Below are 15530 nucleotides of genomic sequence, written 5' to 3' on the forward strand. Positions count from 1 at the left end.
GGGGGTAAGGAAGATGAAAATGAGAAGTTTTTGGCTGGGTTTAGCAGCCTTGATTTTATTATTAGCCGGCTGCTCAGGCGGCAGCGACCCTGGGAGCCTGGAAGCTTCCAGCAGTGATTCTAATGCTTCAAATAAAGACCTGGTGATTGCTGTCCTGTCAGATGCGACCAAATTGGATCCGCATCTTGGCACAGATATTCCGTCTGCAAATGTGTATCACGGAAAAATTTACGAAGGCCTTGTGCAGCAGGATGAGAATATGGAAATCCAGCCTGCTCTTGCTACAGAATGGAAGCAGATTGATGATCTTACATGGGAATTCAAGCTTCGCGAAGGCGTGAAATTCCATGATGGAACTGATTTTACTGCAGAGGCTGTTCAGAAAACAATCGAACGTGTTCTTTCTGAAGAAACAGCTTCACCGCGTTCAAACCTATTTGAAATGATTAAAGAGGTAAAAGCAGTCGATGATCACACCGTTCAATTGATTACAGAATATCCATATGCTCCACTTCTGGCTAATCTTGCGCACTATGCAGCAGGCATTCTAAGCCCGGCTGCCATTGAGTCAGGAGAAAACCTTGGTCAAAATCCGGTTGGGACAGGCCCTTACAAGCTTGGTGAGTGGAAGCCTGGACAGGAAATTAAATTGACTGCATTCGAAGATTACTGGGGCGATAAGCCTTCGATGGAAACTGTCACATATAAGGTGGTTCCGGAAGATTCTACCCGTATTGCCATGGTTGAAACAGGGGAAGCGCATATTGCAGAACCTGTGCCAGTAACAGAAGTAGAACGCATTGAAAACAGCAATAGCATGGAGCTTGTCCGCAGTGACGCGTTAGGTGTTGACTACATCGGCTTTAACGTAGAAAAAGAACCATTCAATAATGTAAAAGTGCGTCAGGCTATCAGCTATGCGATTGATACAGAAGCGATTGTAAAAGGTGTTTATAACAATGTGGGTACAGTGGCAACAGCTCCGATGGGACCTGCCATCTGGGGTCATAACCCGGATCTTGAAGGCTACAAATATGACCTTGAAAAAGCGAAGCAGCTTTTAGCCGAAGCCGGTTACCCGGACGGCTTCAAAACAACCATCTGGACAAATGACAATAAAGCCCGTATGGATGTGGCAGAAGTTGTTCAATCTCAATTAAAAGGTATTGGCATTGAAGTGGAAACAAAAGTGGTGGAGTGGGGCGCTTACCTTGAAGGTACAGCAAAAGGCGACCACGATATGTTTATCCTTGGATGGTCTAACATGACCGGGGATGCGGATTATAACCAGTACTTCCTATTCCATAGTGATGCACGAGGAAACCCTGGTAACCGTTCTTTCTACAGCAATCCGAAAGTGGATGAGCTGATCGATCAGGGACGTCAGGAAACAGATGAGAAGAAACGTCTTGAAATTTATGCGGAAGCTCAAAAAATTGAGATGGAAGAAGCGCCAATGGTCTTCCTTCGCAATGATGAAGACCTTGCCGTTATCGGCAGCAATGTCAAAGGCTTCTGGATGCATCCATCAGGATTGTACATGCTTGAAAAGGTTACGGTTGAATAAAACGCAATCACAAAAAGGAGCTGTAGCCATACGGGTACGGCTCCTTTCATCGCAGATATTTCTAAATCCGAAATTTTTTCAAATTAAAACGTTAATAGTTTAATAATTTGCTATAATCAAAACTAAACAATAATTCCAGAGGTGAACTCCATGAATTTCGATTTCCACAACCACCCGTACCCATCCCAGCGAACGACCGTCATGGCAAACAACGGCATGGTCGCAACTTCCCAGCCGCTGGCGGCACAGGCTGGATTAGATATTATGAAAAAAGGCGGAAATGCCATAGATGCAGCAATCGCCACAGCAGCAGCTCTAACTGTGGTTGAACCGACATCCAACGGAATCGGCGGGGACGCATTTGCCCTCGTCTGGACGAAAGGAGAGCTTTATGGATTGAATGCAAGCGGCCCTGCTCCAAAGTCCATTAGCATAGAAGCTCTAAAGGAAAGAGGCTTTGAAAAGATGCCGGCGCATGGATGGATGCCGGTTACGGTGCCTGGTGCTCCATCCGCGTGGGCTGAGCTTTCCAAGCGATTCGGCAGGCTTCCGTTAAAAGAAGTCCTTCAGCCCGCCATTGATTATGCGGAAAAAGGCTATCCATTAACACCGATTCTCGGCAAGTACTGGCAGTATGCGTATAAAAAGTTCAAACAGATTCTAACGGACGATGAATTCCAGCATTGGTTTGAAACCTTTGCTCCGGAAGGCAAAGCCCCTGAGGTTGGCGAGGTCTGGCGTTCTGAAGGGCATGCTGCCACTTTAAGAGCCATAGGCGAAACAGACGGCGAAAGCTTTTACCGGGGGGAGATCGCTGATAAAATCGATGCTTTTTCAAAAAAATACAATGCTTTTTTATCAAAAGAAGACCTTGCAGATTACAAGGCGGAATGGGTTGATCCCATCCAAGTAAATTACCGCGGCTATGATGTTTGGGAAATCCCTCCGAACGGCCAGGGGCTTGTGGCTCTTCTTGGTTTAAACATTGCCAAAGGCTTTGAATTCGGAAATAAAGAAACAGCGGATACCTATCACAAACAAATCGAAGCGATGAAGTTAGCTTTCACAGACGGCAAGGCATTTATTACAGATCCGGCGGAAATGAGAGTGACAGTGGAAGAATTGCTTTCAGAGGAGTACGGCGAATCCCGCCGCAGTGAGATTGGCGAGGAGGCCATAACACCTGAGCCATATCAGCCGCCGCGCGGAGGTACTGTGTATCTGGCGGCAGCCGACAGCGAAGGGAATATGGTTTCCTTCATTCAAAGCAATTATATGGGCTTTGGCTCAGGTCTTGTCGTCCCTGGAACGGGAATTGCCCTCCAGAACCGCGGACATGACTTCTCTCTTGATCCGGAGCACCATAATGCACTGAAGCCGGGCAAGAAAACATATCACACGATTATCCCAGGATTCCTGACAAAAGACGGAAAAGCCGTTGGACCTTTCGGTGTGATGGGCGGCTATATGCAGCCGCAGGGGCATATGCAGGTGGTCATGAATACAGTGGATTTCCACTTGAATCCGCAGGCAGCTCTTGATGCGCCAAGATGGCAGTGGGTTGAAGGGAAAAAGGTCCAGGTGGAGCCGCATTTCCCTAATCATATTGCGCAGGCTTTAGTGCGCAAGGGCCATCAAATCGAGGTAACTGTTGATACCGGCGGATTCGGCCGCGGCCAGATTATCTGGCGTGACCCGAAAACAGGCGTGCTTATGGGCGGAACAGAACCGCGAACGGACGGAGCGATTGCAGCCTGGTAATAAAAATCGAGGAAAGCAGCACGCATATTAGAGTAAAATAACCATATAAAAGGTAAAGGGGAGCGGACCAGACAAAAGCCGCTCCTTCACCTGCTTTTTCATGGGTGGAGTACTTTCAAATTAAAAGAGGTGATGGCATCATGAAGCAGGCTGACATCTTTATGGCTTTTTTCCGAGTTGGCATTCTGGGATATGGCGGCGGCCCGTCATCGATTCCGCTTGTTCATAAAGAAGTTGTTGATAAATATAAATGGATGGATACGGATGAATTCGGCGATGTGCTGGCGCTGGGCAACGCGCTCCCGGGTCCGATTGCCACAAAAATGGCCGGCTATATCGGCTATCGTGTTGGCGGCATTCTGGGAATGGTCACTGCACTTGCAGCAACAATGGTACCAACAATTGTCCTTATGATTATTCTTCTTACCGCATTAAATACATTCAAAGACCAGCCATGGGTAGCAGGCATGACAAAGGCAGTCGTTCCTGTTGTGGCTGTGATGCTGGCAACACTCACTTGGGACTTTGTTAAAAAGTCCTCGAAATCATCTCTGGGCTGGGGCTGGACGATCCTTTTTACGGCCGTAAGCTTAGTTCTTCTTGAATTCGTTCATATTCATCCTGCGATTATCATTTTTGTTTTGCTGATTGCGGCTCTCCTGAAAAAAGATAAAGCGGATAAAAATGAAGCAAAAAAGGAGAGGAATCTCGCATGATTTACGTTCAGATCTTCTTGGCATTCTTCATTCCGGGGATTCTTGGATACGGCGGGGGACCGGCATCCATTCCGCTGGTTGAGAATGAAGTGGTCGACCATTATGGCTGGCTCACAACAAATGAATTCAGTGAAATGCTGGCAATGGCCAATGCACTGCCAGGCCCGATTGCCACAAAAATGGCCGGCTATATTGGCTATGAACAGGGAGGAATCCTTGGAGCCATCGTGGGAGTCTTCGCCACTGTAGCTCCATCGCTGATATTGATGATTGCGCTGCTCGGACTTCTTATGAAGTATAAGGAATCGCCGCGTGTCAAGCGCATGACTACTTATATCCGGCCGGTTATTGCGGTCCTGCTTGGCATTATGACGTATGACTTCTTTTTCTCTGCATACGAAGGTGCAGGCATCTGGCAGACACTTTTCATCGGACTGCTTAGCTTCTTCCTCATGGAAAGGCTTAAAGTCCATCCGGCTTATGTGATCGCCGGAGCGCTTGTATATGGAGGACTTGTTTTAGGATAGGGGAGGGTTTTTTATGACATTTTCCATCGTGGGATACGATCCGAAAGAAAAAGAATGGGGAATTGCGGTTCAATCGAAATTTCTTGGAGTCGGCGCAGTAGTACCTTTTGCCAAAGCAGGTATTGGAGCGGTTGCGACTCAGTCCTACGCCAATACTTCATATGGACCGCGTGCATTGCAATTGATGGAAGAGGGGAAAACTGCCGAGGAAGCACTTGAAATCATTACTAAAGATGATCCCGAAAAAGAGCTCCGCCAGGTCGGACTGCTGGATAGCATGGGAACCCCGGCAACGTTCACAGGGGAAGGCTGCTATGATTGGGCTGGAGGCATGACCGGGCCTCACTATGCCGCGCAGGGCAATATCCTGGTGGATGAAAAAACCGTTGAGGCAATGGGCCAGACGTTTATCAGCACGGAAGGTCCGTTGGCTGAGCGCCTGCTCGCCGCCTTAAATGCTGGCCAGGCAGCCGGCGGTGACAGCCGCGGCCAGCAATCCGCAGCCCTTCTTGTAGTGAAAGAAGCCGGGGGATACGGAGGATTTAACGACCGCTACATTGACTTAAGGGTCGACGACCATCCGGAACCAATTACCGAGCTTATTCGGATTTATCATCTGCAGCAGCTCTATTTTGCACCGTCAAAGGCTGAACGGCTTGCGGCCATTGATGGTGAGATAAAAGAGGAGCTTGTTCGGGAATTAACTCGGCTCGATTATTTAAAGGCTGGTCAGGGTGAAGAACAGCTATTGAAAGCTTTAACGGCCTTTATTCATACCGAAAACTTCGAAGCCCGCGAGCAGGAAGCAGGGAAGATTGACTTGGATGTTTTGGCTTATATGAAAAAGCTGTGAAAACGGAGAGGGAGCTCTTCGTTTTTTCTTTGGGTTCAGATTAGCTTTTAGATCATAAAGTGACTATTTAATTTAACTTCCTTAACCTGCCAAGTGTTTAAATCTACTGAAATAATGCCTTATTTCACGATAAATGTTAGGATAGTATAGTTAAACGAATTTGGTAGGAGAGATTTAGAAGATGTCAACAGTAAAAGTAAGCAGAAACGAACCGTGCCCATGCGGGAGCGGAAAAAAATATAAAAAATGCTGCGGCAGCAGAGATGCCGTTTCAATTAAGGATGTATTGAATCACGAAGTCCTTGAGCTTCAAAAGGAAGCAAGGGTGTTTGCACTTACTCACTTTGCGGATGACATGAAAGAGGATTTCAAGGACCTTCTGGATATACTTGAAGACATTGAACCGCAGGAAAAAGAGTTCTATGAATTTGTACACTCTTTCTGGTACGTTCTTTTTGGAACGCTGGATGATGTGGAATCCGTAATGGATGAGTTCATTCATTCTAAGCTGCCAGCCGTCACGCGCCCTCGCTTAAAAAGCATTCTGAAGTCGTGGGAGGACAGCAAAGCCGCTGCTGGAAACTTAATTGAAGTGACTGAAGACAAAGCAGTTATCGAGGATTGTCTGACCGGGAAGGTTTACAATGTCTCCCTATTTGGTGATATGGAGGTTAAGGAAGGGAACTTTGCCTTTGCCATGCTGCTTCCTTATGGAGAAGAGTATGTGGCATTTCCTGCTATATTTGACCTGCCGGGAGATAATGCTGCACAGTTTGCAGATTACATCCAATACTCCTTCGAAGAATCTGGATATGAGAATCCTGAAGAATATTTGGCTGAGTTCCTCATTGACCTTATGAATGACACGCCAAAATCATCAGCTGGCCCAAATATGGACAATTTTGACTGGCCTACTAAGGGTGCAGAGCAGGTTGCCGACATGTTCCGGGACGATATGATAAAAGCCGGTGAGGAACCATGGCTGATCGGCATGGGACTTTCACTTTGGATGGAGTACATCGGGAAAACCGGAAAACAGGTTAAAAAGCCTGATAACTATGTTGCCGGCCTCCGTTACCTTGTAAGCACAATTGCTCCTGTAAAGGAAAATCTCACTCAGAAAAAATTCGGAGAATTGTACGGCATTAATGCAAACCGGGTTTCCACTTATTATGGCGAGATTTATGATGCAGTCGAGAAAACTATTATAGAACTGATAGAATCCTCGAATTCATAAAATGGAGAGCATCGCTGCTCTCTATTTTTATTTTAGTGGGAATGTGGTTGTGTCTGATCGGAGCCATCTTGGACACAGCTCTGGGTAAAAAGCGAAGCTGAGTCAGAACCAAAGCCAGCTTCGGACACAGGACGCTGGGAAAAAGTCATCTTTGGTCTGAACCCAGTTCAACTTCGGACACAGATCCCGGCAATAAGCCGTTTTGTGTCAGAACCCAGTCCAACTTCGGACACAGATCCCGGTAATAAGCCGTTTTGTGTCAGAACCCAGTCCAACTACGGACACAAATCCCGGTAATAAGCCGTTTTGTGTCAGAACCCAGCCCAACTTCGGACACAGCCCTGGTAAAAAACCATCCTGAGTCAGAACTCAAGCTAACTCCGGAATCAGCCCCGCTTATAAGCCACCCAGCCCCCAAACGAAAACCAGTACCCCAATCATCAAACTAACAATCCCGAATTACCCCGCATGCGGCATAAGTTGTCACCCCCCTCTCAAAGTGGTAATATTAATAAGAAATAATGTGAATTTTCATAGGAGGATTCAGCCGGGAAACAGCGAATCTATTACTACCTGTGCAATGATAAAAACTATGAAATCAGATATGTCCAGCACTGAATAAAGAGCTGTCATATCCAACATAAAGGAGCGTTTTTAATGCTTGGGATTTTAAATAAAGTGTTTGATCAAAATAAACGCGAACTGAAACGCCTCACCAAAATGGCAGAGGAAATCGATGCCCTTGCATCTGATATGGAAAAATTATCGGACGAGCAGCTGCGCGAGAAAACGGAAGAATTCAAAGCCCGCTATCAAAAGGGCGAAACCGTTGATGATCTGCTGACTGAAGCCTTTGCGGTTGTCCGTGAAGGAGCAAAGCGTGTTCTTGGCTTATATCCGTATCCGGTTCAGTTAATGGGGGGGATTTCCCTTCATGACGGCAACATTTCCGAGATGAAAACGGGTGAAGGTAAAACCCTGACTGCAACTATGCCGGTTTACCTTAATGCCTTAACTGGCAAAGGCGTGCACGTTGTTACAGTCAACGAATATCTTGCAAGCCGTGACGCCACTGAAATGGGGCAGCTTTATGAATTCCTTGGCCTGAGTGTTGGTCTTAACTTAAACGGACTTTCCAAAGAAGAAAAGCAGGCTGCCTATGCGGCTGATATCACATACAGCACAAACAATGAGCTTGGGTTTGATTACCTTCGCGATAACATGGTTCTTTACAAAGAGCAGAAGGTTCAGCGTCCTCTTCACTATGCCGTAATCGATGAGGTTGACTCCATCCTTATTGACGAAGCGCGTACACCGCTGATCATTTCCGGCTCAGCCCAAAAATCTACACAGCTTTATATTCAGGCCAATGCGTTTGTCAGCCGCCTGAAAAAAGACGAAGACTTCACCTATGATGAAAAGACAAAAGGCGTGCAGCTGACTGAAGAAGGGATGACGAAAGCAGAGAAGGCTTTTGGAATCGATAACCTTTTCGACATTTCGCATGTTGCACTTAACCACCATATTACACAGGCATTAAAGGCACATTCCAGCATGCATCTGGATGTCGATTATGTTGTTCAGGACGATGAAATTGTCATCGTTGACCAATTTACAGGCCGTCTGATGAAGGGCCGCCGTTACAGCGATGGGCTTCACCAGGCTATCGAAGCGAAGGAAGGCCTGGAAATCCAGAACGAAAGCATGACCCTTGCAACGATTACATTCCAGAACTATTTCCGTATGTACGAAAAGCTCGCCGGTATGACTGGTACAGCGAAAACGGAAGAAGAGGAATTCCGCAATATCTACAATATGAATGTTGTAGTGATTCCGACAAACCGCCCGATCGCCCGTGATGACCGTGCCGATCTAATTTATGCCACAATGGATGGCAAATTCCGTGCGGTCGTGGAAGACATTGCCGAGCGCCACAAAAAAGGACAGCCTGTGCTTGTCGGTACTGTGGCGATCGAAACATCTGAAATCATCTCTAAATACCTGAGCAAAAAAGGTGTTCCGCACAACGTCCTAAATGCGAAGAACCACGGCCGTGAAGCGGAAATCATTGCGGACGCAGGTAAGCAGGGTTCTGTGACAATTGCCACTAACATGGCAGGACGCGGTACGGATATCAAGCTCGGTGAAGGTGTAAAAGAAATTGGCGGTCTTTGCGTTATTGGGACAGAGCGTCATGAAAGCAGACGTATTGATAATCAGCTCCGCGGACGTTCCGGACGTCAGGGAGACCCGGGTGTCACGCAATTCTACCTTTCCATGGAAGATGAATTGATGCGCCGTTTCGGTTCTGACAATATGAAATCGATGATGGAGCGCCTTGGAATGGATGACACTCAGCCAATCCAGAGTAAAATGGTTTCAAGAGCTGTTGAATCTGCGCAAAAACGCGTTGAGGGCAACAATTTCGATGCCCGTAAGCAGCTTCTGTCTTACGATGATGTTCTTCGTCAGCAGCGTGAGATTCTTTACGGTCAGCGTAACGAAGTTCTGGAGTCTGAGAACTTGAGAGAGATTGTAGAAAAGATGATCATGACCAGCATCCAGCGCAATGTAGAAGGATATGCACCTGGACATGAAGATGAGGAAAAATGGAACCTCCAGGGTATCATTGACTATGTAAATGGCAACCTTCTTAATGAAGGCGACCTTACTGTAAATGATATCCGCGGCAAAGATACAGAGGAAATTGCTGAAACCATTTTTGCCAAGGTTAAAGAACGTTATAATGAAAAAGAAGAAATGCTTAGCCCTGAACAAATGCGTGAATTTGAAAAAGTTATCGTGCTTCGTGCCGTTGACTCCAAGTGGATGGATCACATCGACGCAATGGATCAGCTTCGCCAGGGAATCCACCTGCGTGCGTATGGCCAGACAGATCCGCTCCGCGAGTACCAGGGAGAAGGCTTTGCCATGTTTGAAAACATGATTGCATCCATTGAAGAGGATGTAGCCAAGTACATCATGAAAGCTGAAATCCGCAACAATCTCGAGCGCCAGGAAGTGGCCAAAGGCCAGGCTGTCAACCCGAAAGAAGACGGTGAAAAGGTTAAGAAAAAACCTGTCGTCAAACAGATGGACGTCGGACGAAACGACCAATGCATCTGCGGCAGCGGCAAAAAATATAAGAACTGCTGTGGAGCAGAGAAATAAATACCCGAGCCGGCAACAGCTTTGCCGGCTTCTCTCTTTGGAAAAAGCTTGTATAGGCATATGCTGATATAGGCTTTTACAGATAATCACGCTATAATAGGTGAAAATAATTTTCGAGGTGACCAAAATGGAATTAGCAGATATTCGCAATGAACTTGAAAAAACAGCTAAGATTTTAGCGGACTTTAGGGGGTCTCTTTGACTTAGAAAACAAAGAGGCACGCATCGCTGAGCTTGACGATGTCATGCTGCAGCCTGGATTCTGGGATGACCAGCAGGCGGCACAGGTTGTTATCAGCGAATCAAACTCACTGAAAGACCAGGTAGTTGAATTCCACGATTTATACGAAGTGTTTGAGAATCTGGAATTAACTTATGAGCTCGTAAAAGAAGAGAGCGACGCAGAATTGCAGGCCGATCTTGAGGAAGAGCTCAAGGACCTGGTAAAGCGCCTGAACGACTTTGAGCTTCAGCTTCTTTTAAGCGAAGAATATGATAAAAACAATGCCATTCTTGAACTGCATCCAGGTGCAGGCGGAACCGAGTCACAGGACTGGGGCAGCATGCTGCTCCGCATGTACACACGCTGGGCTGAAAAGAAAGGCTTCAAGGTGGAAACCCTTGATTACCTGCCGGGAGATGAAGCAGGGATCAAGAGTGTTACGCTTAGCATCAAGGGACATAATGCTTATGGCTACTTGAAGGCAGAAAAAGGCGTGCACCGCCTTGTCAGGATTTCTCCATTTGATTCATCAGGACGCCGCCATACTTCATTCGTTTCCTGTGAAGTGATGCCGGAATTCAATGATGAAATTGAAATCGATATCCGTACCGAAGACCTTAAAATTGACACATACCGTGCAAGCGGCGCCGGCGGTCAGCATATCAACACAACTGACTCTGCTGTCCGTATCACCCACTTGCCGACAAATGTTGTGGTAACCTGCCAGACAGAGCGATCCCAGATCAAGAACCGCGAACGTGCCATGAAAATGCTCCAAGCCAAGCTTTATCAAAAGAAAATTGAGGAGCAGGAAGCAGAATTGGCCGAAATCCGCGGTGAGCAAAAAGACATCGGCTGGGGAAGCCAGATCCGCTCCTATGTTTTCCACCCATATTCCATGGTAAAAGACCACCGCACCAACACGGAGTCAGGTAATGTTCAGGGAGTTATGGACGGAGACCTGGATGCGTTTATTAACGCATACTTGCGGTCAAAATTGATTTTGCCTCAGGATTAAATGCAAAAGCCTATGCTGGCATATTACCGGCATAGGCTTATTTTTTTTATGGAATTTTAACTGAGCTAGCCGGTGAATGGGGAGTGCTCTAGGAGTGGATGCGCTTTTTGAGCTGGTTTATTTCCATTTCTTGAACCCCGCTCTTTTCACTGAGGTGAACGATATCAATTTTTGTGCCTTTTATTGCGTCAGAGATGATGTTAAAAGTTTCTTCATGCTGATCCAGCTTTACTTCAATATGCTTAAACTGGCTTCTGAATTCGGTCGCATTGTTCTCTATTTGTTCAGACAGTGCTTCAATTTTATTTTCAACATTCCCAATCCTGTTCTCAACATTTCCAATCCTGTTCTCAACATTCCCAAGCCTGTTCTCAACATTCCCAAGCCTATTCTCAACATTTCCAAGTCTGCTTTTAACATCAAAGATTTCATGGTCAATCGAATCAAACCTCTTATCTATTGAATCAAACCTCTGATCAATCAAATCAAACTTTGTATCAATCGAATCAAATTTCTGATCTATCGATTCAAATCTCTGGTCAATCGACTCAAATTTCTCATCAATCGAATCAAATTTCTTGTCCATAGAGTCGAATCTTTTATCAAACGAATCGAACTTCTCGTCAATTCCATCAAACCTCTTTGAATGATCCTTCAATGTACTTAAAATTTCGTTAAGAATCTTCTCCAATTTTCTCACCTCCTTTTCGACATTATACCACATGCCGATGCATTTCATGCTGATGAGAAGGGGGCCTGGAAGTATTCTTGCACAATGTTCATAAACATTTCACACATTAATATTGCATGATAAATTGAACGCTTTTATCGCAACATAATGAAAAGGCAGAGCAGAGTCCTTTAATACGGCAGTTCAATGGCATTTACAGGCCTCAAACTCCATGCTATACTCACTGACGGTAAAAATGGAATATCAGATTCTGCATAGATCGGGACACCGGAGGGAGAAGAAATGGGCAAATATAGAAGAGGATATACTTATAGTACAAAAGCGGAGAGATTGCTGGAGTATTTATACGTTTTGATAGGGTCAGGCATTGTTGCGGTTGCGTTTAATGTGTTTTTACTGCCCAACCGGATTGCATCAGGCGGGGTAAGCGGGATCAGTACTATTCTGGATGCAGTTGTTGGCTGGGAGCCTGCTTATGTACAGTGGGCATTTAATATACCGCTTTTTATTGCTGGCGTGCTGCTGCTTGGAAAACAATTTGGAGCCAAGACTCTGGCCGGGACAATCTTCCTGCCGTTTGTTGTTTTTCTGACAAAGGAATATGAGCCATGGACATCTGATCCGCTGCTGGCATCGCTGTTTGGCGGAATTGGCGTCGGTCTTGGTTTAGGAATTGTTTTCAGGGGTAAAGCATCAACAGGAGGGACAGACCTTGCAGCACAGATTATTAACAAATATACAGGTTTGTCTCTTGGCACTTGTGTTGCGATAATCGATGGATTGATCGTATTGTCGGCTGCGATTATTTTTGACATAGAGCAGGGGCTGTATGCCTTAATTGCTCTATATGTAACAAGTAAAACAATTGATCTGATCCAGCTTGGTTTCAGCCGGACAAAGATGGCTTTAATCATTACTGAAAATCAAAGTGAAGTTCGTGAAGGAATTTTGAATAAAATTGACCGCGGTGTGACAAAACTATCAGCATACGGTGGTTATACCGACCATGAACGTCCGGTCCTGATGTGTGTAGTGGATCAGACAGAGTTCACAAAATTGAAACAACTGGTTCAAACCATTGATCCTACTGCATTTATCATTGTTACGGATGCTTCCGAGGTGTTGGGCGAGGGTTTCAAACGAGCGTAGTGTTGGTATAATATAGCTGTACTTAGTATTTTTTCCTGAGGGGGAATTATAGGTGAAAAAGAAGCTACTAGCACTACTAATGGGTACATCTTTAGTTCTTGCAGCCTGCGGCGGCGGAGACGATGCTGCTGAAGACAAGGACACTTCTACAAACGGCGGCGGTGAAACAACAACGGATACGGCTGACGCTGGTGATGCACAAAAGCTTTATGAACAGAAATGTTCAAGCTGCCATGGTGCAAATCTTGAAGGCGGTGTAGGACCTGCGCTTGATAAAATCGGTGCAAACCTATCACAGGAAGATATTGAAAACACGATAGCTAACGGTAAAGGAGCTATGCCTAAAGGATTGCTTCAGGGAGAAGAAGCTTCCGCAGTAGCGTCTTGGCTGGCAGGCAAGAAATAAGAGGATTCAAATGAAAACGTTCTGTTTACCAGGGCGTTTTTATTTTTTTCGCTAAGAGTTTTACGGCTTAATATAGACACCGCTTATCCACCCAAAGTGAAAACAAGCTGCGTCAAAACCTAAGTTAAACTCCCCGTATTGAAGAAAATTTGCAATAACCAATCTCAAAGCCCAGGATGGCTTCACACAATTTATGACAAATATCGAGTAAATGCAATATGAAAAAAGAAGGAAAAATCTGTCGATTAAGAGAATAAAGCACTAGAATATTAAAGAAATTCAGGAAAAAAGTAACATTAGTATCAGGATTGAAAAGAAACTGTAATAATTTTTTCCGTTATTTTGACAACTTATGATGTTATAATGGGTTGTGTGAGAATTTTAGATGGCTAATTAGGCAGTATTTACAAGTATTTTGTCATCCTCTATGTCGAAAGGATGTCGTTTTTTAGCGAAACAAGCCGTCTGTTATTTAAATTCTTAATACACACTAGATGCTAGGTGATATATATGATCGAAATGAAAGACGTATATAAGAGATACCCCAATGGCGTTACAGCTGCCAGCGGGATAGATATTCATATTAAGCAAGGTGAGTTTGTTTATGTAGTAGGGCCGAGTGGTGCAGGTAAATCCACCTTTATCAAAATGATGTACCGGGAAGAAAAGCCTTCAAGCGGAACGATAACCATTGACGGAGTGAATCTGGCTACATTGAAGAATGCAAAGGTGCCGCTAATGCGCCGTAAAATCGGTGTCGTTTTCCAGGACTTTAAGCTCCTCCCGACACTGACAGTTTATGAGAATGTCGCTTTTGCTCTTGAGGTTATTGAAGAGCATCCGAAGAATATTAAAAAACAAGTTATGGAAACATTGGACCTTGTAGGTTTAAAACATAAGGCAAGGATGCTTCCGACCGAATTGTCAGGCGGGGAGCAGCAGCGTGTTTCCATCGCCAGATCAATTGTAAACTCTCCAAAAGTCGTGATAGCGGACGAGCCTACAGGAAACCTTGACCCGGATACCTCTTGGGAAATCATGAACATCTTCGATGAAATCAACACGAGAGGAACGACTGTGGTCATGGCAACTCATAATAAAGAAATTGTTAACACGATTAAGCACCGCGTTATTGCCATTGAAGGCGGAAGAATTGTGCGTGACGAGCAAAGAGGTGATTACGGCTATGAAAGCTAGAACATTGGGCCGGCACTTCCGCGAAAGTTTTAAAAGTCTTGGGCGAAACGGCTGGATGACATTTGCTTCTGCAAGTGCGGTCACAGTAACCCTCATTTTAGTTGGCGTATTTTTCGTCATTATGATGAATCTCAACAAGGTGGCTACAACCATTGAAGAGGACGTGGAAATCCGCGTTCACATCGATGTTGCTGCAAATGAGCAGGATCAGGAAGTTTTACGGCAAAAAATCGAAGGAATACCCGAAGTCAAAACAGTTGAATACTCAACCAAGGAAAAAGAGCTTGATAGTTTAATAAACAGCCTTGGTGAAGAAGGCGAAGCCTTCAAACTGTTCGAACAGGATAATCCGCTGAACGATGTATTTATCGTAAAGACGAAAAACCCGGCAGACACAATGAAAGCTGCAAAGCAGATTGAGAAAATGGAATATGCGGCAAAAGTAAAATATGGGCAGGGGCAGGTTGAAAAACTATTCAACTTTATCAATGCCGGACGAAACGTTGGCCTTGTGCTGATTATCGGCTTATTATTTACTGCCATGTTCCTGATTTCCAATACCATTAAGATTACGATTATGTCACGAAGAAAAGAAATTGAGATTATGAGATTGGTAGGAGCAACCAACTCGTTCATCAGGTGGCCATTCTTCCTTGAAGGTTTATGGCTTGGGCTGCTCGGTTCCATTATTCCTATTGCGCTTGTTTCATCAGCATATTATTACGCCTATGATTATTTGGCGCCAAAGCTTGAAGGACATTTTGTCAAGCTGCTGGAGTTTAGTCCGTTTGTCTATCAGATTTCCGGGCTTCTTATCCTGATGGGTGCCCTCATTGGTGTATGGGGAAGTTTAATGTCAGTCAGAAAGTTCCTGAAAGTATAAACAAGCTTAGAAGGCCCTGCGGTGGGGGGAACCTGTCCAGGCGCCTTCAAGCTTCATTATATTAGACGATTCAGAAAAGCTAAATGTTTCAGACTTGGATGAAATATAGAACGATTAACCTGTACATATGG

At 45.2% G+C, this 15530-nt stretch carries 13 protein-coding genes; 12 read left to right on the top strand and 1 reads right to left on the bottom strand.

Annotated features, from left to right (window positions below; translation table 11 throughout):
* The first annotated feature begins 13 nt into the window (after positions 1-13).
* From ACTHRG_RS06980 to prfB, 8 genes are all read left to right on the top strand, one after another.
* Positions 14-1567 (top strand): glutathione ABC transporter substrate-binding protein, encoded by a 1554-nt coding sequence (locus tag ACTHRG_RS06980; RefSeq protein ID WP_076257511.1) that lies wholly within the window; start codon positions 14-16, stop codon positions 1565-1567.
* 150 nt (positions 1568-1717) lie between these two features.
* Positions 1718-3328, top strand: a complete 1611-nt coding sequence (locus ACTHRG_RS06985; RefSeq protein WP_440230905.1) for a gamma-glutamyltransferase family protein — start codon at positions 1718-1720, stop codon at positions 3326-3328.
* Positions 3329-3468: 140 nt separating this feature from the next.
* Positions 3469-4044 carry a chromate transporter gene (locus tag ACTHRG_RS06990; RefSeq protein ID WP_440230906.1) on the top strand — a complete coding sequence of 192 codons (576 nt, stop codon included), beginning with the start codon at positions 3469-3471 and terminating at the stop codon, positions 4042-4044.
* On the top strand, positions 4041-4571 hold the full coding sequence (locus ACTHRG_RS06995; RefSeq protein ID WP_440230907.1) for a chromate transporter: 531 nt from the start codon (positions 4041-4043) through the stop codon (positions 4569-4571). Before ACTHRG_RS06990 ends, ACTHRG_RS06995 begins: the two co-directional genes overlap by 4 nt.
* Before the next feature lie 13 nt (positions 4572-4584).
* Complete coding sequence (locus ACTHRG_RS07000; protein WP_440230908.1) at positions 4585-5424, top strand: DUF1028 domain-containing protein; 840 nt, start codon at positions 4585-4587, stop codon at positions 5422-5424.
* 181 nt (positions 5425-5605) lie between these two features.
* A complete protein-coding gene (locus ACTHRG_RS07005) occupies positions 5606-6661 on the top strand; it encodes a YecA family protein (protein WP_440230909.1) in 1056 nt (351 codons plus the stop codon).
* 657 nt (positions 6662-7318) lie between these two features.
* Positions 7319-9832, top strand: a complete 2514-nt coding sequence (gene secA, locus ACTHRG_RS07010; protein ID WP_440230910.1) for a preprotein translocase subunit SecA — start codon at positions 7319-7321, stop codon at positions 9830-9832.
* A gap of 127 nt (positions 9833-9959) precedes the next feature.
* Positions 9960-11073, top strand: a protein-coding gene (gene prfB, locus ACTHRG_RS07015; protein WP_440230911.1) for a peptide chain release factor 2 whose coding sequence is annotated in 2 segments (ribosomal slippage) — positions 9960-10031 and positions 10033-11073 — 1113 coding nt in all. Because the reading frame shifts where the segments join, the coding sequence is not laid out codon by codon here.
* A gap of 88 nt (positions 11074-11161) precedes the next feature.
* On the opposite strand, the gene ACTHRG_RS07020 is transcribed toward prfB, so the two are convergent.
* Entirely contained in the window at positions 11162-11764 is a 603-nt protein-coding gene (locus ACTHRG_RS07020; protein WP_076257499.1) for a hypothetical protein, read from the bottom strand.
* Positions 11765-12046: 282 nt separating this feature from the next.
* On the opposite strand from ACTHRG_RS07020, the gene ACTHRG_RS07025 reads away from it, so the two are divergent.
* The 4 genes from ACTHRG_RS07025 to ftsX all read left to right on the top strand — a co-directional run bounded on the left by ACTHRG_RS07025 (position 12047) and on the right by ftsX (position 15399).
* The gene (locus ACTHRG_RS07025; protein ID WP_076257498.1) at positions 12047-12913 is read left to right on the top strand and encodes a YitT family protein; all 867 of its coding nucleotides are present in this window, start codon (positions 12047-12049) and stop codon (positions 12911-12913) included.
* 52 nt (positions 12914-12965) lie between these two features.
* On the top strand, positions 12966-13319 hold the full coding sequence (cccB, locus tag ACTHRG_RS07030) for a cytochrome c551 (RefSeq protein ID WP_048009814.1): 354 nt from the start codon (positions 12966-12968) through the stop codon (positions 13317-13319).
* A 510-nt stretch (positions 13320-13829) separates the two neighbouring features.
* Entirely contained in the window at positions 13830-14516 is a 687-nt protein-coding gene (gene ftsE, locus ACTHRG_RS07035) for a cell division ATP-binding protein FtsE (protein ID WP_048009813.1), read from the top strand.
* Entirely contained in the window at positions 14506-15399 is an 894-nt protein-coding gene (gene ftsX / locus ACTHRG_RS07040; RefSeq protein ID WP_048009812.1) for a permease-like cell division protein FtsX, read from the top strand. Before ftsE ends, ftsX begins: the two co-directional genes overlap by 11 nt.
* Positions 15400-15530: the final 131 nt, after the last annotated feature.

This window comes from Cytobacillus sp. SAFR-174, from assembly GCF_051964675.1.
GTDB lineage: Bacteria > Bacillota > Bacilli > Bacillales > Cytobacillaceae > Cytobacillus.

What these genes read in the sequence shown, in the direction of transcription:
- ACTHRG_RS06980 (WP_076257511.1), top strand. Translation starts at nt 14, where the DNA reads ATGAAAATGAGAAGTTTTTGGCTGGGTTTAGCAGCCTTGATTTTATTA.
- ACTHRG_RS06985 (WP_440230905.1), top strand. Translation starts at nt 1,718, where the DNA reads ATGAATTTCGATTTCCACAACCACCCGTACCCATCCCAGCGAACGACC.
- ACTHRG_RS06990 (WP_440230906.1), top strand. Translation starts at nt 3,469, where the DNA reads ATGAAGCAGGCTGACATCTTTATGGCTTTTTTCCGAGTTGGCATTCTG.
- ACTHRG_RS06995 (WP_440230907.1), top strand. Translation starts at nt 4,041, where the DNA reads ATGATTTACGTTCAGATCTTCTTGGCATTCTTCATTCCGGGGATTCTT.
- ACTHRG_RS07000 (WP_440230908.1), top strand. Translation starts at nt 4,585, where the DNA reads ATGACATTTTCCATCGTGGGATACGATCCGAAAGAAAAAGAATGGGGA.
- ACTHRG_RS07005 (WP_440230909.1), top strand. Translation starts at nt 5,606, where the DNA reads ATGTCAACAGTAAAAGTAAGCAGAAACGAACCGTGCCCATGCGGGAGC.
- secA (WP_440230910.1), top strand. Translation starts at nt 7,319, where the DNA reads ATGCTTGGGATTTTAAATAAAGTGTTTGATCAAAATAAACGCGAACTG.
- ACTHRG_RS07025 (WP_076257498.1), top strand. Translation starts at nt 12,047, where the DNA reads ATGGGCAAATATAGAAGAGGATATACTTATAGTACAAAAGCGGAGAGA.
- ftsE (WP_048009813.1), top strand. Translation starts at nt 13,830, where the DNA reads ATGATCGAAATGAAAGACGTATATAAGAGATACCCCAATGGCGTTACA.
- ftsX (WP_048009812.1), top strand. Translation starts at nt 14,506, where the DNA reads ATGAAAGCTAGAACATTGGGCCGGCACTTCCGCGAAAGTTTTAAAAGT.